Source organism: Micropepsis pineolensis (assembly GCF_055392125.1).
In genome coordinates this window covers 1,246,096-1,267,722 of record NZ_AP042408.1, presented here as the reverse complement: position 1 = coordinate 1,267,722, position 21,627 = coordinate 1,246,096, and the positions used below count along the sequence as shown (strand labels likewise).

General features: G+C 58.6%; 24 protein-coding genes. 8 read left to right on the top strand and 16 right to left on the bottom strand.

Annotation, left to right across the window (positions count from 1 at the left end; translation table 11 throughout):
- Positions 1-42 precede the first annotated feature (42 nt).
- The 4 genes from ACZ5RI_RS05660 to ACZ5RI_RS05645 all read left to right on the top strand — a co-directional run bounded on the left by ACZ5RI_RS05660 (position 43) and on the right by ACZ5RI_RS05645 (position 3,154).
- Positions 43-1,122: a DUF2336 domain-containing protein gene (locus tag ACZ5RI_RS05660; protein ID WP_464515139.1), complete on the top strand. Its 1,080-nt coding sequence runs from the start codon at positions 43-45 to the stop codon at positions 1,120-1,122.
- A gap of 96 nt (positions 1,123-1,218) precedes the next feature.
- On the top strand, positions 1,219-1,986 hold the full coding sequence (locus ACZ5RI_RS05655) for an NAD kinase (protein WP_464515138.1): 768 nt from the start codon (positions 1,219-1,221) through the stop codon (positions 1,984-1,986).
- A gap of 116 nt (positions 1,987-2,102) precedes the next feature.
- A complete protein-coding gene (locus ACZ5RI_RS05650; protein ID WP_464515137.1) occupies positions 2,103-2,609 on the top strand; it encodes a response regulator in 507 nt (168 codons plus the stop codon).
- 11 nt (positions 2,610-2,620) lie between these two features.
- Complete coding sequence (locus ACZ5RI_RS05645) at positions 2,621-3,154, top strand: Hpt domain-containing protein (protein WP_464515136.1); 534 nt, start codon at positions 2,621-2,623, stop codon at positions 3,152-3,154.
- Positions 3,155-3,193: 39 nt separating this feature from the next.
- On the opposite strand, the gene ACZ5RI_RS05640 is transcribed toward ACZ5RI_RS05645, so the two are convergent.
- From ACZ5RI_RS05640 to ACZ5RI_RS05625, 4 genes are read right to left on the bottom strand one after another with little or no spacing between them, the layout of a single operon-like run.
- On the bottom strand, positions 3,194-4,324 hold the full coding sequence (locus tag ACZ5RI_RS05640) for an MFS transporter (RefSeq protein ID WP_464515135.1): 1,131 nt from the start codon (positions 4,322-4,324) through the stop codon (positions 3,194-3,196).
- A 33-nt stretch (positions 4,325-4,357) separates the two neighbouring features.
- Positions 4,358-5,209: a lysozyme family protein gene (locus ACZ5RI_RS05635; RefSeq protein ID WP_464515134.1), complete on the bottom strand. Its 852-nt coding sequence runs from the start codon at positions 5,207-5,209 to the stop codon at positions 4,358-4,360.
- 42 nt (positions 5,210-5,251) lie between these two features.
- Positions 5,252-5,653, bottom strand: coding sequence for an HIT domain-containing protein (locus ACZ5RI_RS05630; RefSeq protein WP_464515133.1), 402 nt, complete (start codon positions 5,651-5,653; stop codon positions 5,252-5,254).
- A gap of 12 nt (positions 5,654-5,665) precedes the next feature.
- Positions 5,666-6,664: a sodium:calcium antiporter gene (locus ACZ5RI_RS05625; protein WP_464515132.1), complete on the bottom strand. Its 999-nt coding sequence runs from the start codon at positions 6,662-6,664 to the stop codon at positions 5,666-5,668.
- A gap of 200 nt (positions 6,665-6,864) precedes the next feature.
- Between ACZ5RI_RS05625 and msrA the strand changes: the two genes are divergently transcribed.
- On the top strand, positions 6,865-7,347 hold the full coding sequence (msrA, locus tag ACZ5RI_RS05620) for a peptide-methionine (S)-S-oxide reductase MsrA (RefSeq protein WP_464515131.1): 483 nt from the start codon (positions 6,865-6,867) through the stop codon (positions 7,345-7,347).
- Positions 7,348-7,404: 57 nt separating this feature from the next.
- Here msrA and ACZ5RI_RS05615 read toward each other — a convergent pair whose 3' ends face one another.
- The 8 genes from ACZ5RI_RS05615 to eno form a co-directional block, all read right to left on the bottom strand.
- A complete protein-coding gene (locus ACZ5RI_RS05615) occupies positions 7,405-8,163 on the bottom strand; it encodes an MBL fold metallo-hydrolase (RefSeq protein WP_464515130.1) in 759 nt (252 codons plus the stop codon).
- A gap of 25 nt (positions 8,164-8,188) precedes the next feature.
- On the bottom strand, positions 8,189-9,592 hold the full coding sequence (gene lpdA / locus ACZ5RI_RS05610; RefSeq protein WP_464515129.1) for a dihydrolipoyl dehydrogenase: 1,404 nt from the start codon (positions 9,590-9,592) through the stop codon (positions 8,189-8,191).
- A complete protein-coding gene (locus ACZ5RI_RS05605; RefSeq protein ID WP_464515128.1) occupies positions 9,585-10,592 on the bottom strand; it encodes a DUF3667 domain-containing protein in 1,008 nt (335 codons plus the stop codon). The genes lpdA and ACZ5RI_RS05605 overlap by 8 nt, the downstream gene beginning before the upstream one ends.
- A 9-nt stretch (positions 10,593-10,601) precedes the next feature.
- Positions 10,602-11,888 (bottom strand): pyruvate dehydrogenase complex dihydrolipoamide acetyltransferase, encoded by a 1,287-nt coding sequence (locus ACZ5RI_RS05600; protein ID WP_464515127.1) that lies wholly within the window; start codon positions 11,886-11,888, stop codon positions 10,602-10,604.
- Between the two features lie 3 nt (positions 11,889-11,891).
- On the bottom strand, positions 11,892-13,262 hold the full coding sequence (locus ACZ5RI_RS05595; RefSeq protein ID WP_464515126.1) for a pyruvate dehydrogenase complex E1 component subunit beta: 1,371 nt from the start codon (positions 13,260-13,262) through the stop codon (positions 11,892-11,894).
- Entirely contained in the window at positions 13,262-14,182 is a 921-nt protein-coding gene (gene pdhA, locus ACZ5RI_RS05590) for a pyruvate dehydrogenase (acetyl-transferring) E1 component subunit alpha (protein ID WP_464515555.1), read from the bottom strand. Before pdhA ends, ACZ5RI_RS05595 begins: the two co-directional genes overlap by 1 nt.
- A 246-nt stretch (positions 14,183-14,428) precedes the next feature.
- Positions 14,429-14,755 (bottom strand): FtsB family cell division protein, encoded by a 327-nt coding sequence (locus tag ACZ5RI_RS05585; protein WP_464515125.1) that lies wholly within the window; start codon positions 14,753-14,755, stop codon positions 14,429-14,431.
- Between the two features lie 129 nt (positions 14,756-14,884).
- Positions 14,885-16,171: a phosphopyruvate hydratase gene (gene eno / locus ACZ5RI_RS05580; protein ID WP_464515124.1), complete on the bottom strand. Its 1,287-nt coding sequence runs from the start codon at positions 16,169-16,171 to the stop codon at positions 14,885-14,887.
- A 142-nt stretch (positions 16,172-16,313) separates the two neighbouring features.
- Here eno and ACZ5RI_RS05575 point away from each other — a divergent pair, with 142 nt between their 5' ends.
- Positions 16,314-16,778 carry a hypothetical protein gene (locus ACZ5RI_RS05575; RefSeq protein WP_464515123.1) on the top strand — a complete coding sequence of 155 codons (465 nt, stop codon included), beginning with the start codon at positions 16,314-16,316 and terminating at the stop codon, positions 16,776-16,778.
- 65 nt (positions 16,779-16,843) lie between these two features.
- Here the strand turns inward: ACZ5RI_RS05575 and ACZ5RI_RS05570 are convergent, their stop codons facing one another.
- Positions 16,844-17,368 carry a hypothetical protein gene (locus ACZ5RI_RS05570; protein ID WP_464515122.1) on the bottom strand — a complete coding sequence of 175 codons (525 nt, stop codon included), beginning with the start codon at positions 17,366-17,368 and terminating at the stop codon, positions 16,844-16,846.
- A 46-nt stretch (positions 17,369-17,414) separates the two neighbouring features.
- Entirely contained in the window at positions 17,415-17,897 is a 483-nt protein-coding gene (locus tag ACZ5RI_RS05565) for a DUF6491 family protein (protein ID WP_464515121.1), read from the bottom strand.
- Positions 17,898-18,098: 201 nt separating this feature from the next.
- On the opposite strand from ACZ5RI_RS05565, the gene ACZ5RI_RS05560 reads away from it, so the two are divergent.
- The gene (locus ACZ5RI_RS05560) at positions 18,099-18,362 is read left to right on the top strand and encodes a hypothetical protein (RefSeq protein ID WP_464515120.1); all 264 of its coding nucleotides are present in this window, start codon (positions 18,099-18,101) and stop codon (positions 18,360-18,362) included.
- A 7-nt stretch (positions 18,363-18,369) separates the two neighbouring features.
- Here the strand turns inward: ACZ5RI_RS05560 and ACZ5RI_RS05555 are convergent, their stop codons facing one another.
- Together ACZ5RI_RS05555 and ACZ5RI_RS05550 are read right to left on the bottom strand one after the other, a co-directional pair.
- A complete protein-coding gene (locus ACZ5RI_RS05555) occupies positions 18,370-19,869 on the bottom strand; it encodes a class I SAM-dependent methyltransferase (RefSeq protein WP_464515119.1) in 1,500 nt (499 codons plus the stop codon).
- A 31-nt stretch (positions 19,870-19,900) separates the two neighbouring features.
- Entirely contained in the window at positions 19,901-20,278 is a 378-nt protein-coding gene (locus tag ACZ5RI_RS05550; protein ID WP_464515118.1) for a winged helix-turn-helix transcriptional regulator, read from the bottom strand.
- A gap of 106 nt (positions 20,279-20,384) precedes the next feature.
- On the opposite strand from ACZ5RI_RS05550, the gene ACZ5RI_RS05545 reads away from it, so the two are divergent.
- A complete protein-coding gene (locus tag ACZ5RI_RS05545; protein ID WP_464515117.1) occupies positions 20,385-21,446 on the top strand; it encodes an SDR family oxidoreductase in 1,062 nt (353 codons plus the stop codon).
- Positions 21,447-21,627: the final 181 nt, after the last annotated feature.

Here is a 21,627-nt window from a genome sequence, read left to right as displayed (position 1 = left end):
GTTCTGCTAATTGCATGTCTGGACATATTGTGGGGTATATCCGTGGGGTTGACGGCGCTCGATATCGGCGATGTAGCCAGGCTGGCGCAATTGGCCGCCAACCCGCAGGATGCCACGCGCGAAGAGATCTATATCGCCGTAGCCTCACTCTATCGCGTGGAAGATGGCCGGCTTAATCCGCGCGAACGCAAACTGATCAACGACATTTTGCGGCAGTTGACCATCGATGTGGAAATGTCGATCCGCATCGCGCTGGCGCAGAAGTTGTCGGAAGATCCGGCAGCACCGTATGACCTCATCCTCATGCTGGCTGATGACCGCATTGAAGTTGCCCGCCCGGTGATTCTGTGCAGCCCGCTGCTTACCGAACGCGACATGCTACATCTGGCACTGGAATGCAGCGAAGCCCATCAGGAAGCCCTCGCGGCCCGTCCGCATATCGGCCACAAGGTAACGGCGGCGCTGGCAGACTGCGAACATGTTTCGGTGCTGACCACGTTGGTGCGCAATGCCACCGCCCGCATTGCACCGGAGGTGATCGCGGCACTGGTCGAAAAATCCCGCCAGATTGAAGCGCTGCAGGAACCACTGTCCCGCCGTGAGGATATGCCGCCGGAAATCGGTGTGAAGATGTGCACCTTTGTTTCCGAAACCCTCAAAAGCTTCATCGTGCGCAATTATGCCATTCAGGTGGAAAAATTGCAGACCGCGCTGAAAGAAGCCAATGATGCGGTGCGCCACCCACAGGCGCCACAGGATGCCGGCGATAATGCCGCCCGCCTGATCGATAAGCTCTATACCGCCGGCCAGCTTAAAGCAGGCTTTCTGATGCGGGTGCTGCAGCAGAATAATATTGATCTGTTCGAATTGGGCTTTGCCCGCCTGCTCGAAGCACCGTTAAGCCAAACCCGCCAGATTCTCTATGAGCAAGGGCCACAGACCGTGGCGCTGGCCTGCCGGGCGGTCGGCATTGATCGCTGCGTCTTCCCACTGGTCTATACCCTGTCGCGCAAGATTCGCGCCTTGCCCAACACGCTGGCGGCAGATGACCTTGTCCGGATTGACGAGGCGTTCAGCCAGTTCAGCAAAACCACAGCGCTGCGCCGCCTGCACGATAATTAGCCTTGGCCTGGCGCCCGGCTGCCCGCACACCCACGCAAGGGCCTTCCCCTTATGCGACCAGATGCACTAATCTGCCCCGAAGCATCTTCCGGGAGGATGAGGTTGGCACCCAAACTTCATTTTGTTGCCATTGGCACGCGTGAGGGCCTGACCGCTGCGGAAGAACTACGCAAGCGTTATGGCGACGCTGGCCCGCACGAGGCCGAGATCATCGTCGCACTGGGCGGCGACGGCTATATGCTGCAAACGCTGCACGCCTTTCTGGGCCGCGGCATACCGATCTATGGCATGAACCTTGGCTCGGTCGGCTTTCTGCTCAACGAATACCGCCCCTATGGCCTGATCGAGCGGCTGGAAGCGGCCGAAAAGGCCGAGGTGCACCCGCTGCGCATGCGCGCCACCACTGCCGAGCATCAGATTGAGGCGCTAGCCTTCAACGAGGTCTCACTTTTGCGTGAAACCCGTCAGGCCACCAAGCTGCGCATCAAGATCGACGGCGTGGTGCGGATCGACAAACTGATCTGCGATGGCGCGCTGGTCTCCACCCCGGTCGGCAGCACGGCCTATAACCTGTCGGCCCACGGCCCCATCCTGCCAATTGATTCAGCCCTGCTGGCCCTGACGCCGATCAGTGCGTTCCGCCCCCGGCGCTGGCGCGGCGCCTTGCTACCCCGCCGTTCCAAAGTGCGTTTCGAGGTGCTGGAAACCGAAAAGCGCCCGGTCAGCGCGGTGGCGGACGGGCTGGAAGTGCGCGAGGTTATCTGCGTTGAAGTTGAAGAAGACCGCAGCGTCAGTATGCATATGTTATTTGACGCAGGTCACAACCTTGATGAAAGAATCCTGGCAGAGCAGTTCCTGGATTAAGCTATACGACGTATATCTCTGCATAATTTTGTTTGCTCGTACCACAACTAATACTACAGTACATTATACGATATTCCGTAATCACCATTTTGGTGGCAGCGCACAATCGGACGGTTATGGCCAATTACCATTTTGAGAATTTGTGTTTTCTGATTGCCGACGACAATCCGCACATGCGCAAACTGGTCAGCGCGATACTACAGGCCTTCGGCGTTGTTAACATCCTTGAAGTGGCCAGCGGCGAAGACGCCTGGCAGATGCTGTGTCAGAAGAATACAGACATCGCCATTATAGACTGGCAGATGGAGGCCATGAGTGGCCCCGATCTCGTCTACAAGCTGCGCAATGATCCTGCCACGCCCAATCCGTTTTTGCCGGTGATCATGCTGACCGGCCATTCGCAGGTCGAAAATGTCCGTCACGCCCGCGACTGCGGTGCCAATGAATATCTGGTCAAGCCGGTTTCCGTGCGGGCACTTTATGCCAAACTGGTGTCACTGATTGAGAATCCCCGCCCGTTTGTCCGCACCAAAAACTATTTCGGCCCTTGCCGCCGCCGTCATCCAAGGGAAGAATATGATGGCCCGGACCGGCGCGACCTGACCATTGCCAGTGGATTGTAAAGTCACCGCCCATGAACACGCCCACGACACCAACGCGCTGCGAGATCATCACACCGCCGCATGTGTTAAAGATCAAAGCGGGCAATGGTGGCGGGCTGGACGAAGCGGTTATCAGCCGGGGTGAGGCCGCCATGGAGCGCATCCGGACCGACTATCCGCACTGGTTGGGCGAAGATATCGAACGGTTGCAAAATGCCTGGCAGGTGCTCGATCTGACCAGTGACGACCAACCGGCCAGCGTCAGCAAGCTCTATCGCGCCAGTCACGATTTACGCGGGCAGGCCACCAGCTTCGATTTCCCCACCGTGACGCGCATTGCCCATTCGCTGTGCCGCTTGCTCGAGGCGCTGGCCCCCGCCCATCTGCCCCCGACACTGGTCGGCGCCCATGTTGATGCCATCGGCGCGGCCTATCGCGAGAACCGGCGCAACCCGGACGATCCGCTGACTGCCATTGTGCTGGAAGCGCTTGAGGATAAAGTTGATCTGGCCTGCAAAATCGCCGCCGCCCAGACCAGCATGCAGCCAAACGCTTCTGACGATTAAGCGCTGCACACGCAGAGCATATGATTTACCCAAAGGATCTTAGCGCTGGTGCAGTGTCAGCGCGGTGCCCAGAAACATGGTGGTGAGCAGCACGGCATAATACCCGCCCGCCCCCAGCATCGGCATCACAGCCGCACACAAAAGCGGCCCGATGATCGAACCCAGACCAAACAGCAGCAACAGCCCGGCCGCCGCGGCGACACGCTCGCCAGGTAAAACCGCATCATTGGCGCGGGCCGAGGCAACGGCATAGATGGGAAAAGCCGCCGCCCCCATCAGTGCCGCAGCAATCAGGCTGGCCGATGTGCCGACGGTCACCGCCCACCAGCCGACGATCGCCGCTGCAATTCCCCCGGCAAACAGACCACCCAACACCCGGCGGCGACCATAATGGTCCGAGATCCAGCCGATGGGGAACTGCATCACCGCACCAGCCCCCATCGTCACCGCCATGAAGACGCCGACACCGGCCACGCTCAAACCAATGCGCTGGGCGAAAACCGGCCCCAGCGTGAAGACTGTGGCCCAGGCTACCCCGGACAGAAACACCGCCAGCGCGCCAAGCGGCGCAATCTGGCACAGATGCCTGAGATTCAAGGGGTGCGGCGGCACCCCCTTGGGGGCAGCCCCCTTGCGCACCAGACAGACCGGCACCGCCCCAAGGGCAAACAGCACCGCCGTGACGATATATAGCCCCATCGACATCGGGCTGCCCAACGTCAGGATATATTGCGACAGCGTGATGGTGGCGATCTGCACCGTCATATAAATGCTGAAAATGCGACCACGCTCGGCATTCCCGGCCTTACCGTTGATCCAACTTTCAACGCCGACATCGAACAGCGCCATGGCATAGCCCGATGCAAAGCGTAAGGCCGCCCAAACCAGCGGCATCACCAGCAACGGGTGGATCAGGATCACGACAGCCAAGGCCAACAGGCAGACGGCAATAACGCGGATATGGCCAAAGCGGCCGATTGAAACATGACCTTTGACCGCAGCGGCGGAAAAGCCCGCGTAATAGCAGGCCATCATCAACCCGATCGAACTGGTCGAAAAGGCTGACATGTTGGCCCGGAGGCCGACAATATCATTCTGCAGCCCATTGGCGACCTGGCCAAAGGCGACCGACAGTAAAACCGCAAAGATCGAGAAATCAAACGCGCGCAAAAGAGGCATCCTGACCCAAAGAAGGCGGATGCTTTACGAAGCCTCGCGCTTTTGCGCAACGCCCTGCAGCGAGGAAAGCACGTCATAAGACAACCGGAACGGGGAGTTGGTCATTTTGTCCGGCTCTTTAGGCCCAGAGCTGTCTGACAACAGCGCGGTCGTCATCATGCTTGTTTCAAATTGCGCCATCAGGGCAATGGATTGCGCCCCAGACAATTGTTGGCTGGTCACAGACGGGGTGGTGTTCTGGGCCACGGCGGTGATACCGGCGGTCGATGGCTGGCTGGTCGCCCAGGCATAAACCTCGTTAACCGATTTGGCCGAGCCATCGCTGTGATAGAATACGCTCTTGTTAGCGGCGGCGGCCTGAGGAAAGGCATCAGCGGCCACCGCACCGGGCGAATGCTCGTTCATCGCCACCAGCCGCGAGGCAGAATCCGCCCCCAGGAAATGCGCGGCATAAAGCTCGCCATTGCTGACCGGGCGGCCCAGCGCGGTTTCCATCTTGCTTTTGCACTGATTGGCATATTCCCCGGCCATCAGTGCCGAGGTCTGCGGGTCAGAGCGTAAATCGAGAATAGCCTGCCGATCACCGGCATCGGCGACGTGATAGCGCCCGTCACTACCCTTGATAATCTTGGACGCGTAAGAGCTCAGCCCGTATTTACCGCCATTTTCCTTGACCAAACCCAGCCAGGTCTGCTCGACAAACTGGAACAGGCCCGACGCCGACGAAGTCGAAGCCTGCGCGCCGGACTTGAGGCCGGATTCGCGCACCGCGGTCTTGAGCAAATAGTCAAAGTCCGATCCCGTAGCAGCGCTGGCCTTTTGCAAGGCCGCCACCACCGAGGTTCGTGCTGCAGCATTTACGGCTTCAGCCGTCATATCCGGGTTCTCCCACCACGGGGTATATCACCCGAATAGGTTTTACAGACCGTTAACTAGAGTCTGGACAGCCTGATCCAACGCATCCGCCTCATAGGGCACGGCAAAGCCGCGGCTCCACACCGGCGAGGGCCAGACGTCATCGTTTTCCTTGCGGGCAATAACGTGGACATGCAGTTGCTCGACCTGATTACCGATGACGCAGATATTAATCTTGTCACAACCAGTGAGTTTTTTCAGGTTTTCCCCAGCCCGGCTGAATTCTTCCGTCAGGGTCTGACGATCTTCGGGGGTAAGGTCAAAAAATTCGCTGACGTCGGTGCGGCGCGGCACCAGAATCAGCCACGGGAACCGCGCATCGTTCATCAGAAGGACACGCGACAGCTTCCAATCAGCGATAAACGCCGTGTCGGTCGCCAATTGCTCATCTATGGTAAAGTCCATGGGGCCAGTCTATCAGAATTGTGTCGGCAAATACGACAGTAAATTCAGTCGCATGGCAAGCACAACCAGATAACAGGCGTAAGCCCCGATCAGAACCATGGCGCGCGGGGCGGTCAAACGCCAGCCCGACGCCACGGTTAGCCCAAGCAACACAGGCAAAACGGCCAGCGCGATCAAATCGATGGCAAAGGTTCCGGTGACCGGCAACGGGGTGAACAAGGCCACCAGACCGGGTGCCAAAGTCAGATTGAGCACCCCCGCACCGACGATCTGACCAAAGAAAATATCCGCCCCGCTGTGCCGGGTGCCCGCCCATAACACCACGGCCTGGGGCCCCGCCAGACACAGCGCCACCACGCTGACGCCCAGAGCAAATTGCGGCAGGTGGGTCAGCCGCGCCATGGCAAGCGCACCCGACACCGTCAAATGGCCCGCCATCATAATGGCGATCATACCCAGCAAAACGACAAACAAACCGACCGTGATATCGAAACGGGTAACACCCAAAGCCATCACATGCGCGCGGGCGTGAACCTCGGCCACCGAATGTTTGGCCACCCGCCGCCGGTCGGTCAGGTGTACCAGCGCAGTGTATCCGCCATAGAGCAGCAGCAACAGCACCCCGCCGAGGCGGCCCCATCCGCCCCCGATCAGCAAAAGCAGCAACCCAATCAGGGCGATAAGCAGCACAACACCACCATCGCGGATCACCACCTTGGGCGGACAATCCAGCGGCCGAAACAGCGCCACAGCCCCGACAATGACCGACAAAAGCGCGACCACGCTGCCAAAGATGCCGCCCAGAGCCAGCTCGGTGCCACCCAGCGCATGGGCCCGCACCAGCAAAAACAGCTCGGGCAAGGCCGCCGAGCCAGACATCACCACCAGACCAATAACCAGCGGGGTAAAGCCCAGCTCCTGCGCCAGCAAGGCCGAGCCACGCGAAACCGCCATGCCGCCAATCGCAAACAGCACCGCGCCACAGGAGAGAAACAGCAGGGAAACCACCATAATCGCCGACCGGTCTATAAAATTGCACAACCCGCAAACCGCATAGATTGTAAACAGCTACCATAACCACCAAAGATGCTCAAACAAGATATGACGTTGTGTCAACTTTATTGTAAAAACCCTATGACGAAAGCGGATGACGACGCCCGCGCTTTGCGGCATGTTCCAGGGGGTAACGTAGCAAACTCAAGGATCATACAATGGCCATTGCCTCTTTTGCTGGCGGCTGTTTCTGGGGCGTTGAAGCACTGTTCCGCGCCGTTCCGGGCGTAACGGATGCCGTGTGCGGCTATGAAGGCGGGCATACCGAAAACCCGACCTATAAAGAGGTCTGTACCGATAAGACCGGTCACGCCGAAACGGTGCAGGTGAGCTTTGATCCGGCGGTGATCAGTTTTGACGGACTGCTTGATGCCTTCTTTGGCGGGCACAACCCGACCACACTGAACGAGCAGGGCGTCGATAAGGGCACGCAGTACCGCTCGGTGATCTTCTGCCACGATGCCGAACAGGAAGAGATCGCGCGGGGCAAGGTTGTCGCGCTGACGGAGGCCAAGATCTTCACCAAGCCGATCGTCACAGAGATCGTTCCGGCGGTAAAATTCTGGCCCGCGGAAGAGTATCATCAGCGCTATTTCGAAAAGCACCCGGATGAACAGGTCTGCCACATCGGCGGACACTGAAACGAATAGCAAAAAGGCGGCCGGTGGCCGCCTTTTTTTCTTATCCGGATAAACCGCTTAATACCATTTCAGCAGTTTGACGTCACTTACGCCACCGACATCGGCAGTAAACGCTTTGATGTCCGCGATCGAGCCATCGGTGCCGTGGAAGTGATAGGGATAGACACGCTTCGGTGCAAAATCCTTCACCCATTTGGCGGCGGCTTCAATCGTCTGGGTATAGGGCAGATTCATCGGCAGGAATGCCGCGGCAATGTTGGGCAGATGAGCGATCTCGGGCGTTTCTTCGGTATCGCCCGCCACATAGATGCGTTTGCCACCCAGCGTCAGAATATAACCGTTGCCGACACCTTTGGGATGGAACTGCAACCGCTCCGCCGTGATGTTGTAAGCAGGCACCGCCTCGACCGGAATGCCATCAACATCCGCCGTATCACCATTGGCCATCACTTTGGTTTTGGCCTTCAGATCATCGGGCATGGCATCGAACACCGCCTTGGGTGCCACGATCGGTGTGTGGGGACCGCTTAAATGACGCAATACCGCGACGTTGAAATGATCAAAATGGCCGTGGGTAACAAAGATTACATCCGGCTTCTGCCCGGCAAAGGGCTTGACCGGATCTTCGCCATCGGGGCTGCCGACACCGGGGGCCGGATCGATCAGGATATGCTTGCCGTTCCACGTCAGTGACAGCGAGGCATGGCGAAAAGCATGCACCGCAATGCCGCCACCGTCCGCCGGGATCATATCATCGGCAGGCGCAGCGGCCACCGCCGCCAGCATCGCCGCAGCAAGTAGAGTTGTCAGCATCATCACACCTTCAGAAGTTCAGCACCGGTTAAAAGTTCAACGCTTTGCCATCGGCGGCCAGCGTTGCTTCATGCATCATTTCCGACAGTGTCGGATGCGGGAAAACCGTGTGGGCAATTTCGGCATCGGTCAGCTCGCCCGCCATGGTGATGCAGAAGCCTTCGATCAGCTCGGTCACCTCGGTGCCGATCATATGCGCCCCCAAAAGCGCGCCGGTTTCTGCATCATAGACCGTCTTGATCAGACCTTCGGGTTCGCCCAGCGCAATCGCCTTGCCGTTACCGACAAAGGGGAAGCGGCCAACCTTGATCTTCTTGCCCGCCGCCTTGGCCTTGGCTTCGGAAAGACCAACCGAGGCGATCTGCGGCGCGCAGTAGGTGCAGCCCGGCACCTGACCGTGGTTGAGCGCATGCGGCTTCAGCCCCGCAATCTTTTCGGCGACGATAACGCCTTCATGCTCGGCCTTGTGCGCGAGCCAGGGCGGATTGGTCAGATCGCCAATGGCATAAACGCCCGGCACCGAGGTGGCACCATAAGCATCGACCACGACATGGCTGCGATCGACCTGAATGCCAAGGGCTTCAAGGCCAAGGTTTTCGACATTACCAACGATACCGACCGCAACGATGACACGATCAACGGTCAGGGTTTCGGTCTTGCCGTCTTTGGCCTTCAGCGTGGCGGTGACGGTATCTTTGCCTTTTTCGAGCTTTTCGACCGACGTTGCCGCCTTGATTTTCATGCCCTGCGCCACAAACGCCTTGTGGGCCAGGCCGGAAATCTCCTCATCCTCGACCGGCAGAATGCGGTCGAGCACTTCGACCACCGTCACCTCGGCCCCCAGCGCATTATAGAAGCTGGCAAATTCAATACCGATAGCACCCGAGCCGACAACCAGCAGCTTCTTGGGGAAGACATCCGGCGTCATGGCTTCGCGCGCCGTCCAGATCAGCTTGTGATCGGGCTCCAGCCCCGGGAAAACCCGCGGGCGCGAACCGGTGGCCAGAATGACGTTCTTGGTGGTGTAATCCGCCACGGTGCCATCAGCCGCGGTCACCGTCACCTTGGTCGCGGCAGCAAGCTTGGCCGTGCCGTTGATCACGGTGATCTTGTTCTTTTTCATCAGGAAGCCGACACCCGCCGACAGCTTGCCCGCTACGGTGCGCGAGCGTTTAACGATCTTTTCCAGATCGAAGCTGGTGTCTTTGGCAACGAAGCCAAATTCACCGGCCCGCTGCATCAGCCGCCAGACCTCGGCCGAACGAAGCAGCGCCTTGGTCGGAATGCAGCCCCAGTTGAGGCAAACCCCGCCCAGCTTGTCACGCTCCACCACCGCCGTTTTGAGGCCAAGTTGCGAAGCACGGATAGCCGCGACATAGCCGCCGGGGCCACCACCGATCACGATCACATCGAAGGAATTGGTATCAGCCATTGAACACACCTATGATCAGGACACTGACGAAGGTCAGCATCAGCATTGTGAAATAGCCCAGAGCCAGTATGGTGCCCTTGGTCACCGTAGCGAGCCAGCTCTGCCCGTAAAAACGCCGAAGCGAAAGTACCAGATAGAGCAGAAACCAGAGAAAAAAGGCCCCGGCGACCAGCTTACGATTGAAGTCCTGAGCCAGATAGCCGCCCATCAGGGTGGCAACAAAAGAAAAACTGTGCAGGTTGAGCACAAAGATCAGATGGTCGACAAAGAAGAAATCTTTACGCCGGCCAAGATACAGAACCCATAACAGCAGCGCGAGCGCGGGCAGAAACAGCACCATCGCCCGGGGAATCCATTCGGTCAGCGTGCCATTCAGTGCCGCCGGATCAGTCGATAACTTACGCAAGGTTTCCATAAGGGCACGACCGGCCCAATCGTTCTTCGCTTCGGTCTTTCTGACGTCATCATCATTCAGCAGCTTTTGCAGGCTCTGCACCGCCGGGTCAGACAGAGAATTATGCACCGCACCGAAAGGCGCAAAGAAAACCGGTTTGAGGGTAAACCTGCCTTTGTCTGCTTTTTCTTCCACCCCCACAGAAACCGTGGAGCCACTGCTGTGCCCATCGACAACCGCCATCTGCATGATGGCAATATGGCCGAAGGACAGAATGACAAAGAAGAACAGCGAAATGAACAAATAAAGCCGCACCGCAGGCACGTAACTTTGCGAGCGCCCCTCACGGAAAGCCAGCGGCAGTTCGCCGGGCTGAAACATCAGCGCCCACGCGGTACGCAGTATCCGGCTGTCAAAGCTGATGATGTCGTTCAGGAATTCATGCAGCAAGGTGCCGACACGGCGCCGATGCGTATTAGTCGACTGACCGCAATGGGCGCAGTATGGCCCCAGCAGCACACTGTGACAGTTAGGGCATGTCTGTAGCACGACTTCAGGGTCACCCCCTGCAGGACATGCCCCACGGCCATCGACCTTGACCTTCATCTTTAAACCTTACAGCAGCATGGTTGCAGGCTGTTCGATATATTGCTTGAAGACCTGCAGGAAGCGCGCGCCCGCGGCCCCATCGGCGATGCGATGATCCAGCGCCAGCGTGACCGACATGACCGTTGCCACAACAATCTTGCCATCTTCGACCACCGGGCGTTCTTCACCGGCACCAACCGACAGGATGGCCCCCTGCGGCGGATTGATGATCGAGGAAAACTGCTTGACCCCGAACATGCCGAGGTTGGAGACCGAGAAGGTGCCTCCCTCATATTCGCTGGGCTTCAGCTTGCGGTCTTTGGCGCGGGCCACCAGCGATTTAACCTCATTGGAAATCGCCTTGAGCCCCTTGGTTTCCGCATGCGGAACAATCGGCGTGATCAGCCCGGTGGGCAGCGCCACCGCCACGCCGACATCGGCATGCTTGTGGCGCAGAATGGCGGCCTCGGTCCAGCTGGTGTTGACTTCCGGCACCGCGATCAGTGCCTGTGCCACCGCCTTGATAACGAAGTCGTTGACCGACAGCTTGTAACCGTCCTTGGGTGCGGCGGCATTCAGCGCAGCGCGCACCGCCAGCAACGCATCAAGCTTACAGTCGATGGTGATGGCCACATGCGGGATCTGCGAAGCGGCCGTGGTCAGACGCTTGGCAATCGACTTGCGCATGCCGTCATTGGGCAGTTCGTCATAGTCTTCCGGCTTGTAGAACAGCTTGGCATCCGGCAGCGCACCAACCGACGGTGCCGCAGCGGCGGCAGGCGCGGCGGCTTTGCTGACAGGAGTACTGGCAGCAGCCTCAACATCGGCCTGCACAATACGCCCGCGCGGACCGGTGCCCTTGACGCTGGACAGATCAACGTTTTTCAGCGCGGCAATACGCCTGGCCAGCGGCGATGCCAAAATGCGGTCAGATGCCGGTGCCACCGGCGCCGCGGTGATGGCAGGGGCCACGGCCGGGGCAACCGGTGCCGCCACGGGGGCCGCAGCAGGTGCAGCCGGGGCGGCTTTAGGCGCCGGCGCAGCAACCGCATCCACAGCAGAAGCGTCTTCGCCTTCTTCAAGCAGAATGGCAATCGGGGTGTTGACCTTGACCCCTTCGGCCCCTTCAGCAATCAGAATCTTGCCGATTTTACCTTCGTCGATGGCTTCAAATTCCATCGTTGCCTTATCGGTTTCGATTTCGGCAATGATGTCGCCGGAGCTGACGGTATCGCCCTCTTTGACATGCCATTTAGCAAGCTTGCCCTCTTCCATCGTCGGCGAGAGTGCAGGCATCAAAATCTGCGTAGCCATATATCAACTCCGATAGCAGACAGCTTTGGCCGCGGCGACGATGTCATCCACCGTCGGCAGCGCCAGCTTTTCCAAATTCGAGGCATAAGGCATCGGCACATCTTTGCCGGTAACCTTGGTCGGCGGGGCGTCAAGCTCATCAAAGGCCTTATCGACCACCTGCGCCACAATCTCCGAACCAATCGAGCATACCGGCCAGCCCTGCTCCACCGTCACCAGACGATGGGTTTTCCTCAGGCTTTCGATCACCGTGTCGGTATCGAGCGGGCGCAAGGAACGCAGATCAATCAGCTCGGCCTCGATGCCGTCTTTGGCAAGGATTTCGGCCGCTTCGATGATCTGGCCCACCGTGTAGGAATACGCCACCAGCGTGACATCCTTACCCGGTTTGAACACCCGCGCCTTGCCAATCGGCAGCACGTAATCATCCAGCTTGGGCACGTCGAAGCTGCGGCCGTAGAGAATTTCGTTCTCAAGCACCACCACGGGATTGGGATCGCGGATAGCGGCCTTCATCAGCCCCTTGGCATCGGCAGCGAAATAGGGCGCAATCACTTTAAGCCCCGGAACCTGTGCATACCAGGACGAATAATCCTGACTGTGCTGGGCCCCCACGCGCGCCGCTGGGCCATTGGGGCCGCGGAACACGATCGGGCAGTGCATCTGACCGCCGGACATATAACGCGTCTTGGCTGCCGAGTTGATGATCTGGTCAATCGCCTGCATGGCAAAGTTCCAGGTCATGAATTCGATGATCGGCTTTAAGCCGTTGAAGGCAGCACCGACGCCAAGGCCCGCAAAGCCATGCTCGGTGATCGGCGTATCGATGACGCGCTTCGCCCCGAATTCATCAAGCAGGCCCTGACTGACCTTATAGGCACCATTATATTCGGCCACCTCTTCGCCCATCAGGAAGATGGTGTCGTCGCGGCGCATTTCTTCGGCCATGGCATCGCGCAACGCATCGCGCACGGTCTGGGAAACATATTCCGTACCCGGCGGAATTTCCGGATCTGCGGCCAGCACCAAAGCAGGGGCTGCCGGGGCGGGTGTGTCGGAAACCACCGGGGCGGCAGCCGCCGGTGCCGCGGCCACAGGGGCAGATGCCGCCGGGGCCGCGCCCGCTTCCTCGCCATCGGCCAGAAGTTCAGCGATGGGGGTGTTGACCTTGACCCCTTCGGTGCCTTCGGCAACCAGAATACGGCCGATTTTACCTTCATCGACCGCTTCGAATTCCATCGTCGCCTTATCGGTTTCGATTTCGGCGATAATGTCGCCCGACTTGACGGAATCGCCTTCTTTTACATGCCATTTGGCGAGCTTGCCCTCTTCCATCGTCGGCGAGAGCGCGGGCATGAGAATTTGCGTAGCCATCAGATCATTACATCCGTGTAGAGTTCACTGGCCTCGGGTTCGGGGCATGTCGTGGCAAAGTCAGCCGCAGCGGTCACCACCTTGCGGACATCCTTGTCGATCGCCTTCAGCTCTTCTTCAGTGACAAGGCCGCGCGCCTGCAGCTTTTCACCCAGCGTATCGATGGGATCATGCTTCTTGCGCATATCCTGCACTTCGTCATGCGAACGGTATTTTGCCGGATCCGACATTGAATGACCGCGATAGCGATAGGTCTTCATTTCCAGAATCATCGGACCATTACCCGCCCGGCACCAGTCGGCCGCCTTGAGGCCCGCCGCATACACTGCTTCGACATCCATACCGTCGACTTCCTCGCCGGGAATGGCAAAGGAAAGGCCGCGGCGGGCAAAGCGGGTTTCGGCGCTGGCACGCGTCACAGCGGTGCCCATGGCGTACTGGTTATTCTCGATGATGTAGATCACCGGCAGCTTCCATAACGAAGCCATATTGAAACTTTCGTAGACCTGGCCCTGATTGGCGGCACCATCGCCGAAATAGACCAGCGCGACCGAGCCATCGCCTTTGTATTTATCGGCAAAGGCCAGCCCGGTGCCGAGCGAAACCTGCGCCCCGACAATGCCATGACCGCCGAAGAAATTCTTCTCGCGCGAGAACATGTGCATCGAGCCGCCCTTGCCCTTGGAATAGCCCCCCGAGCGCCCGGTCAGTTCGGCCATCACGCCATTGGGGTCCATACCGGCGGCCAGCATGTGGCCATGGTCACGGTAAGCGGTGATGAGCTGATCGCCCGGCTTTGTTGCAGCCTGCATGCCCACCACCACGGCCTCCTGACCGATATAAAGGTGGCAGAAACCGCCGATCTGGCCCATGCCATACAGCTGACCGGCGCGCTCTTCAAAGCGTCGGATGGTCAACATATCATGGTAGCACTGCTTCAGAGACTCAGGAGAAAGCGGCGCCACAGGGGTCACCGCAGGGTTCGTTTCCGTCATTTTCCGGCCTTTTTACTGCCTTGTCGTTGAACAAATCCGTCAACCAGAGTGGGGCAATACAAAACCTTTTGCCTCGCATTGCAAGATTTAAAAATAGAATAATTACAAAGTCCGTACTTTACGTAGGGCTACTCTACCATGACAGCGCAGAGACAATAATACACTCTTAAATTATTGTGGTGAGACGGGTTGTTTTTCACGAGGCACGGCAACCTGACCGTTGGCGCCATTCATCAGCTCGGTCCGCGCCAGCTCTTCGATCATATCGCGGTCATTGGCCTTCAAAAGGGCAATGCGGTGATCGAGCCGCGTCCGTTCGGTGGTGATTTGGGCCAGGCGATTCTGTTCGCCCGACAAAGAGACCTTGGCATGTTGCAGCGCAAAGTAGCCGCCCTCGCCCCACACCGCGTGATAGCCGAAATAAACGGCAAGCGCGGAGCCGAGCGCCGGCAGGAAGGCATAGCCGAAAAAACGGGAAAGGCTTTGCTTGAACATCATGTTGGCAAGCGAATCATAATCCGACTCGCTGGGTCAAGAAGAAAAAGCGCTGAACCAAAAGCGCCCACACAGAAAAAGAAAGCCGGGCTGCCCCAGAGCAAGGACAGCCCGGCTTGGTCTTTTAAGCCATTAGGCCTTCTTGAGCACGCTCTTGCCAGCGAACACGGCCTGATCGCCCAGCTGCTCTTCAATACGGATCAGCTGGTTGTACTTGGACAGACGGTCCGAACGGCACATCGAGCCGGTCTTGATCTGACCGCAGTTGGTGGCAACCGCCAGATCGGCGATGGTCGCATCTTCGGTTTCGCCCGAACGATGGCTCATCACGGCGGTGTAGCCCGCGCGCTGCGCCATTTCGACGGCTTCCAGGGTCTCGGTCAGCGAACCAATCTGGTTCACCTTGACCAGGATCGAGTTGGCAATGCCCTTCTCGATGCCCATCTTGAGGCGCTTGGAGTTGGTGACGAACAGATCGTCGCCGACCAGCTGAACCTTCTTGCCAAGCAGGTTGGTGATGGCAGCCCAGCCTTCGAAATCGTCTTCGGCCAGACCGTCTTCGATCGAATAGATCGGATAGTTGGCGCAGAGACCTTCGTAAACCTTGGCCATCTGTTCCGGGGTCAGGGTCTTGCCTTCGCCCTTGAGCTCGTAAACCTTCTTCTCGGCATTGAAGAACTCGGTCGAGGCCGGGTCCAGCGCGATGAAGACTTCTTCGCCCGGCTTGTAACCGGCCTTTTCGATCGCCTTGACGATGAACGACAGGGCTTCGTCGGCGCTCTTCAGACCGGGGGCGAAACCGCCTTCGTCACCAACATTGGTGTTGTGACCAGCGGCCTTCAGCAGGCCCTTCAGGGTCTGGAAGATTTCCGAGCCCATACGCAGGCATTCCTTGAAGGACGGTGCGCCCGACGGGGAAATCATGAATTCCTGGAAGTCGATGGGGTTATCGGCATGCACACCACCATTGATGATGTTCATCATCGGAACCGGCAGGGTGTTCGCCTTGGCACCGCCGACATAGCGATACAGCGGCAGGTTGGAGGTCGCAGCAGCGGCCTTGGCAACGGCCAGTGACACGCCGAGGATGGCGTTGGCGCCGAACTTGCCCTTGTTGGGGGTGCCATCGAGCGCGATCATGGCGCGGTCGATATGAACCTGGTCTTCGGCGTCAAGGCCGCACAGGGCGTCAAACAGCTCGCCATTGACGGCAGCGACGGCCTTTTCGACACCCTTGCCGCCATAGCGCTTCTTGTCGCCATCACGCAGTTCGACGGCTTCATGGGCACCGGTCGAAGCACCCGAGGGAACGGCGGCGCGGCCGAAGGAACCATCCTCCAGCGTAACGTCGACTTCCACGGTCGGTGTACCGCGGCTGTCCAGGATCTCACGTCCAACGATTTCTACGATTGCGGTCATGTGGAGGATACCTCGCGAAAATTTGGGAAAAATACGCGCCTGCTTTAGAGGAAGCGGCGGCAATTCTCAAGCGCGACGGAACCGCATCCCCCCGCCGTTAAAGCTCTACGGAAATCGGCTTTCAAAGAGAAGGAGTTGTCCGATGACACATTTCAAAGCGTTAAGCCTTGCCCTTTCTGGACTTATTCTAAGCGCTGCCGCGATGGCCGCCGATTCGCCAGCACCGCCCAATCAGCCGCCGCATCCGCACGCTGCCCGCCCCTTTGGACCCGGTGGCTGCATGGGCGGTTTCGTCAAATTAAGCCCGGAAGCCCGCATTATTCATATGCAGGACGTCAAAAAACAGGCCGACACCCTGACGGTAACCAAGTTCCGCGAAACCCGTAAGGCCGAATGCGACAAAATCACCGCCTTAAGCCCGGAAGCCCGCCAGAAATATGCCGAAGACCTCGACGCCAAGTGGAAGGCTCTGCCGGATTCGGAAAAGCTGAAACTCTATCACGAGGCCCTGAGCATGCGCGACCATATGCCCAACCATCAGGGTCCCGGAATGGAACATGGCAAGGGCCACGGTTTCGACCCCAATAAGGGGCCGGACGCCCATTAAATATTTCAGACACGGTCATTAAAGGATCCCCCGTGCCGACCACCGGTTACGGGGGATTGGCCGCTCTATTTAGGGCGGACAAGCGGGGTGATCTTCACCACCGAGCAGGTTGAAACCGACTGGGGCACCCGATTCTCGCCGGATCTGAGCGGCGTGACATCGGAATGGGCCACATACCCCGCCGAAGGGGTATCAAGACCAGAATAGGTCGAGCCATAATTTGCCCATGTGAAGCTATCCCCACCCTTCAGACACCCCTGTGCGCCACCTTGCGGCCCGTGAAGCAGCGCCGCATCCAGATTATCCTTTACCGCGTCGCAGCCGCCCGACAGCGAAAGATGATAATACTGACCGCTTGCATCCCGCACGATCACCGAGCTGGGCGTCAGCACTTTAAAATCCTTCACCACAATACAACGGCTGTCAGACGCCACCGGGGCTTCGGGCGTATGGATCAAAGACTTCGATAACGGTTTTTCCACGACGGAGCCGCCCACCATGACCGAAGCCATCGCCGGCGCACCAAGCGGTACCATTACCGGCACCATAGCCCCGATCAGGGCCATGGCGCCCCATGGCAGTTTCCCCACATTACCCTCCCCAACGCCGAGGCTTCCGGCACGCTGGCATTTGCCTCTATTTTTGTTTTGTATCGGCTGGTTTATCCGCCGCAGCCGGCCCGGCTTCGTCCTTTGCCTTTTTGGCCGCCTTGGCCTCGTGATAGGCTTTTTCCATTTCCGGTGTGTAGGCTTCGATCTTGGTAATCATGCAGCGGGCCCCCGGCGACGGAATGGTGCCACCACCATGGGGCACGACATAGTCGCCGCGATCAAGGCACGTGAAGCCGCCACCACCAGCCGAATGGAAGCTTAATCCCATGCTGAAGTCGAGATCCTGACACCAGCCAGCGACCGACAGCAGATATTTCTTGCCGAACACATCGTTGACGACAATCGTATGCTCGTCCCGCGAGCCCCAGCCATCAATGCGGTCTTTTTGCAGGCAAATGTTTTTGGCTGGCTTGGCGGCGTTGTCCTTGGCCGAGGCGGCATCGGGATCTTTTGCCGAGGCGACGCCCGCAACCAGAAGCAAGGAAGCGGCAATAGCAAAAAATTTCATGGCTCCAACTCCGTTATGGCGCCCCAGGGGATTTTTTACACCAAATGCGGGCCGCTCACAAATATAATGGTTTTAATCTACCGCCCCCCAAACGTATCAATTATACAATTTTTAATGTGTACTTTCATAAACACGGTTTCAATTTCTGCACCAAACCGTCACCATATAAGAAAGCTGAAACGCTGCTGCAGAGAGAACATCATGTCGCTATTAATTTGGCTGCTACTGGGCCTGATTGCCGGAATTGTCGCCATCTGGATCGCCGGGGGGCTGGCCATTGGCTGCCTGTTCGGTACCGGCTGCTTCACCCTGATCATCGCCGCCGCGGTCTGCGCCGTGGTCAGTTCAGTGCTGTTCAATGTCCTCGGCTTTCCGCTCTGGCTGCCGGTGCGCCCCTTTACGTCGCTCATCATCGGCGTGCTGATCGTCATGCTGATTTGCAGAATCTTCAAACACCGCCGGTAACCCCGCATTACCCCAATTTCGGTTTGCGGAAGGTGATGGCGTAGAATTCGTCATTACGGAAGAACTGCACCTTCACCTCCTCCATCTCTGGCGGAAGAAGGTCTGTGGGGAGTATAACCGGCACACTGCGGCGTTTAAAAAACAGCCCCGACAGCGGCATCTTTTCATAGACGTTCTGCACCAGCTTTTCGGTTTCGTCGGCGATCAGAATCCGGCAGCCCGGTTTGGCGACACGGATCATCTCGGCAATCGCCCGGGCCTTGTCGCTGAAAAAATTGATGCCGCCGCAATGGAACACCACATCCATCGAACCATCGGCAAAGGGTAACGCTTCGGCATTGCCCTCGATCAGCGTGGCCGGCACCCGCATGCGGGTCAGAAAGCGCTGCGCCGCCGCCAGCATGTCGCCGGACAGATCAAGACCGAAATACTGACAGCCGCGCGGCAGGTAGAAGAAATTCAAGCCCGTCCCAACCGATGTTTCCAGCACCCGATCCCCGGGTTTAATTTCCAAAAGATCGAGATAGAGCGCAAAATATTTACGCCGGTCGATGCCGGACAACGCAAAAAATACCCGCTGAAAATCATCATAAAGACCACCGATAGTCTGATAGAGCCGATGATATTTTTTATTAAGCCCCGCCACAACGGGGGCAAACCGAACGATGCCGTCGCGAATGGCAAAGCGCTCGCCTGCCGCCGAGATCAGAGCTTCCTCACCCAGTTTTTCTTCGACATGAAGCGCGGCGGCACGGAGCGGACTTTGCAGCAGGGTTACATCGCGCTTAGTCCACGGTGTAGCGCCTTTATATTCGACCGCATCCCAGGCCAGCAGCATCGCGCCCCCCAACACACACAGCCACGCATAGGCCGGACCGGTGGCAAAATAGGCGTCGAAATCGAGAAACTGAAACAGCGCCGCGCCATGGAAAATGCCAAGTCCAAGGGCGAACGCCACCACACCCGCACCCAGAACGCGTAACGGGTGGGCGTGCCCATTCCAGAACCACAACAGCACCGCCGCAACCCAATGCAGCAGAAACACCGCCACGACCGGGCCAAGGGTTGACGGACCGACGGCGGCCGGATCAATACCAAGTCCCCGCAGATCGGGTGCCGCAAAGAAAATCGTAAAAATCTCGTGCGGCAGCCGCGCCTTGATCAGCCCATAAACCGCCACCGCCCACAGTGGCAGCAGCAGCGTATCAGAAAAGCGCCGCAAGCCCGACAACCGATAGAGCAGGAAAGGCAGTACACTGAACGCCGCCGTGATCAGAAACAGCACCGGCTGATGCAGCAGGACCCCGGCAGAGCCAAGGCTGAAGAGTAGCGTCAGCACCAACAGCACGACAAAACCACGCAGCGGTGGCAGGGCGCCGGCCAGCCAGGTGGTCAGCACCAGTCCGGTCCAGACACCGATGCCCCCCTGAAGGAACCCCACACCGAAGACGGCGGTAACAATCCACGCCACGATTTGACGCCAGCGCGGTAAACGGATGTCGGTCATGATGGGTCGCCCTTTTAAAAACACCTAGCACCTACCAGCGCGATGCGGAACCGCCTGGCAGGCTATCCAGCGCATCGGCATTACGGCGCGCCCAATCGTATAACAGTTCAACGGCGTCGACTAAACGCAGGCCAAGCGGAGTAAGCTCATATTCGACGGCCGGTGGAACCGTGCCCTGAACGTGGCGGATGACCAGCTTGCGGGCCTCCATCTGCCGTAACGTCTGGGTCAGCATTTTCTTTGAGATATTGGGTAGCGAGCGCAGCAGCACACCGGTTCGCGCCCGCCCGCCATGCTTGGCATGCAACGTATGGAGAACCATACTCAGCCATTTGGTGGTAAACAGATCGAGGACACGTCTGGGCGCACAATCCTCGCGCCATGCGTCTTCCGGGCTGCCGGGTTTCATGGTGGGAACCTCCAGGTGCCTATGTCCCTGATTGGTGCCTTCTAGCATTTACCCCGGCAGCTGCCTAGCTTTGGTCTGAACATATTGGCCACCCCAGGAGAAAGACATGGCATCTACAGCATTGGTTGTCGGAACCAGCGGCATTGTCGGCAGCGCGACCGCCCATCTGCTGGCACAACAAGGCTGGACCGTTCTGGGGCTGGCCCGCCGCCCCACCGCACAGCCGGGGGTAACCCCGGTTGCCGCCGACCTGCAGACCTCTGCCAGCCTTGCCACGGCACTGGCCGGATTAAAGCCGGACGCCGTCTTCATCGCCACCTGGTCGCGTCAGACAACCGAAGCTGAAAACATCCGCGTCAACAGCACAATGGTGCGCAATCTGCTGGATGCGCTGCGCCCGGCAGGCAGTGTTCGTCATGTTGCGCTGGTTACCGGCCTTAAACACTATCTCGGCCCGTTCGAGGCCTATGGCAAAGGCGCACTGCCCCAAACGCCCTTCCGCGAGCAGCAGCAACGCCTTGACGTGCCGAATTTCTATTATGCGCAGGAGGACGAGGTTTTCGCCGCCGCAGCCCGCGATGGCTTTGGCTGGAGTATCCATCGTCCGCATACGATCATTGGTAAGGCGGTTGGCAATGCCATGAACATGGGCACCACGCTCGCCGTCTATGCCAGCCTGTGCAAGGAAACCGGTCGGCCGTTCCGCTTTCCCGGCTCCGCCGCACAGTGGGACAGCCTGACCGACATGACCGATGCCCGCCAACTGGCCCACCACATGCTGTGGGCCGCAACGACACCCGCCGCCCGCAATCAGGCCTTTAACGTCGTCAATGGCGATATCTTCCGCTGGAAATGGATGTGGGGCCGCATCGCCGACTGGTTTGGTCTGCAGCCAGCCCCCTTTGACGGAACCATCCTGCCGCTGGAAACCCAGATGGCGAACGATGCCGGATTGTGGCGTGATCTTGCGGGCCGCCATGGCCTGGCTGAACCAGACCTTGGCCGACTGGCTTCACCCTGGCACAGCGATGCCGACCTTGGTCGCCCGATTGAAGTCGTTACTGATATGAGCAAAAGCCGCCAGCTTGGCTTCACCGGCTATCAGACGACCGACCTCGCCTTCTTCGATCTGTTCGCACAACTGCGCCACGACCGGCTTATTCCCTAACCAGACAACAACCCTGGGCCGCATTAGAGCATCGGCACACCTAATGTGTGGCGATAAGAATTCTGTATTGTCCTATTGACCCTGGAAAATGTCTGAGTAATCGTTCGCAGCACGTCGAGCGTGTAACCGGATACGTGAAAGGGTTGCAGCAGGGTCGCAACGCCTATCGAGAACGCATGTG

Bases quoted from the DNA above. Each gene is read 5' to 3' on its own strand.
- ACZ5RI_RS05655 (WP_464515138.1), top strand. From the start codon at position 1,219: ATGAGGTTGGCACCCAAACTTCATTTTGTTGCCATTGGCACGCGTGAG.
- ACZ5RI_RS05585 (WP_464515125.1), bottom strand. From the start codon at position 14,755: ATGATGTTCAAGCAAAGCCTTTCCCGTTTTTTCGGCTATGCCTTCCTG.
- ACZ5RI_RS05595 (WP_464515126.1), bottom strand. From the start codon at position 13,262: ATGGCTACGCAAATTCTCATGCCCGCGCTCTCGCCGACGATGGAAGAG.
- lpdA (WP_464515129.1), bottom strand. From the start codon at position 9,592: ATGGCTGATACCAATTCCTTCGATGTGATCGTGATCGGTGGTGGCCCC.
- msrA (WP_464515131.1), top strand. From the start codon at position 6,865: ATGGCCATTGCCTCTTTTGCTGGCGGCTGTTTCTGGGGCGTTGAAGCA.
- ACZ5RI_RS05605 (WP_464515128.1), bottom strand. From the start codon at position 10,592: ATGAAGGTCAAGGTCGATGGCCGTGGGGCATGTCCTGCAGGGGGTGAC.
- ACZ5RI_RS05550 (WP_464515118.1), bottom strand. From the start codon at position 20,278: ATGAAACCCGGCAGCCCGGAAGACGCATGGCGCGAGGATTGTGCGCCC.
- ACZ5RI_RS05630 (WP_464515133.1), bottom strand. From the start codon at position 5,653: ATGGACTTTACCATAGATGAGCAATTGGCGACCGACACGGCGTTTATC.
- ACZ5RI_RS05560 (WP_464515120.1), top strand. From the start codon at position 18,099: ATGTCGCTATTAATTTGGCTGCTACTGGGCCTGATTGCCGGAATTGTC.
- ACZ5RI_RS05555 (WP_464515119.1), bottom strand. From the start codon at position 19,869: ATGACCGACATCCGTTTACCGCGCTGGCGTCAAATCGTGGCGTGGATT.
- ACZ5RI_RS05645 (WP_464515136.1), top strand. From the start codon at position 2,621: ATGAACACGCCCACGACACCAACGCGCTGCGAGATCATCACACCGCCG.
- ACZ5RI_RS05635 (WP_464515134.1), bottom strand. From the start codon at position 5,209: ATGACGGCTGAAGCCGTAAATGCTGCAGCACGAACCTCGGTGGTGGCG.
- ACZ5RI_RS05575 (WP_464515123.1), top strand. From the start codon at position 16,314: ATGACACATTTCAAAGCGTTAAGCCTTGCCCTTTCTGGACTTATTCTA.
- ACZ5RI_RS05625 (WP_464515132.1), bottom strand. From the start codon at position 6,664: ATGGTGGTTTCCCTGCTGTTTCTCTCCTGTGGCGCGGTGCTGTTTGCG.
- pdhA (WP_464515555.1), bottom strand. From the start codon at position 14,182: ATGTTGACCATCCGACGCTTTGAAGAGCGCGCCGGTCAGCTGTATGGC.
- ACZ5RI_RS05650 (WP_464515137.1), top strand. From the start codon at position 2,103: ATGGCCAATTACCATTTTGAGAATTTGTGTTTTCTGATTGCCGACGAC.
- ACZ5RI_RS05565 (WP_464515121.1), bottom strand. From the start codon at position 17,897: ATGAAATTTTTTGCTATTGCCGCTTCCTTGCTTCTGGTTGCGGGCGTC.
- ACZ5RI_RS05545 (WP_464515117.1), top strand. From the start codon at position 20,385: ATGGCATCTACAGCATTGGTTGTCGGAACCAGCGGCATTGTCGGCAGC.
- ACZ5RI_RS05600 (WP_464515127.1), bottom strand. From the start codon at position 11,888: ATGGCTACGCAGATTTTGATGCCTGCACTCTCGCCGACGATGGAAGAG.
- ACZ5RI_RS05615 (WP_464515130.1), bottom strand. From the start codon at position 8,163: ATGATGCTGACAACTCTACTTGCTGCGGCGATGCTGGCGGCGGTGGCC.
- eno (WP_464515124.1), bottom strand. From the start codon at position 16,171: ATGACCGCAATCGTAGAAATCGTTGGACGTGAGATCCTGGACAGCCGC.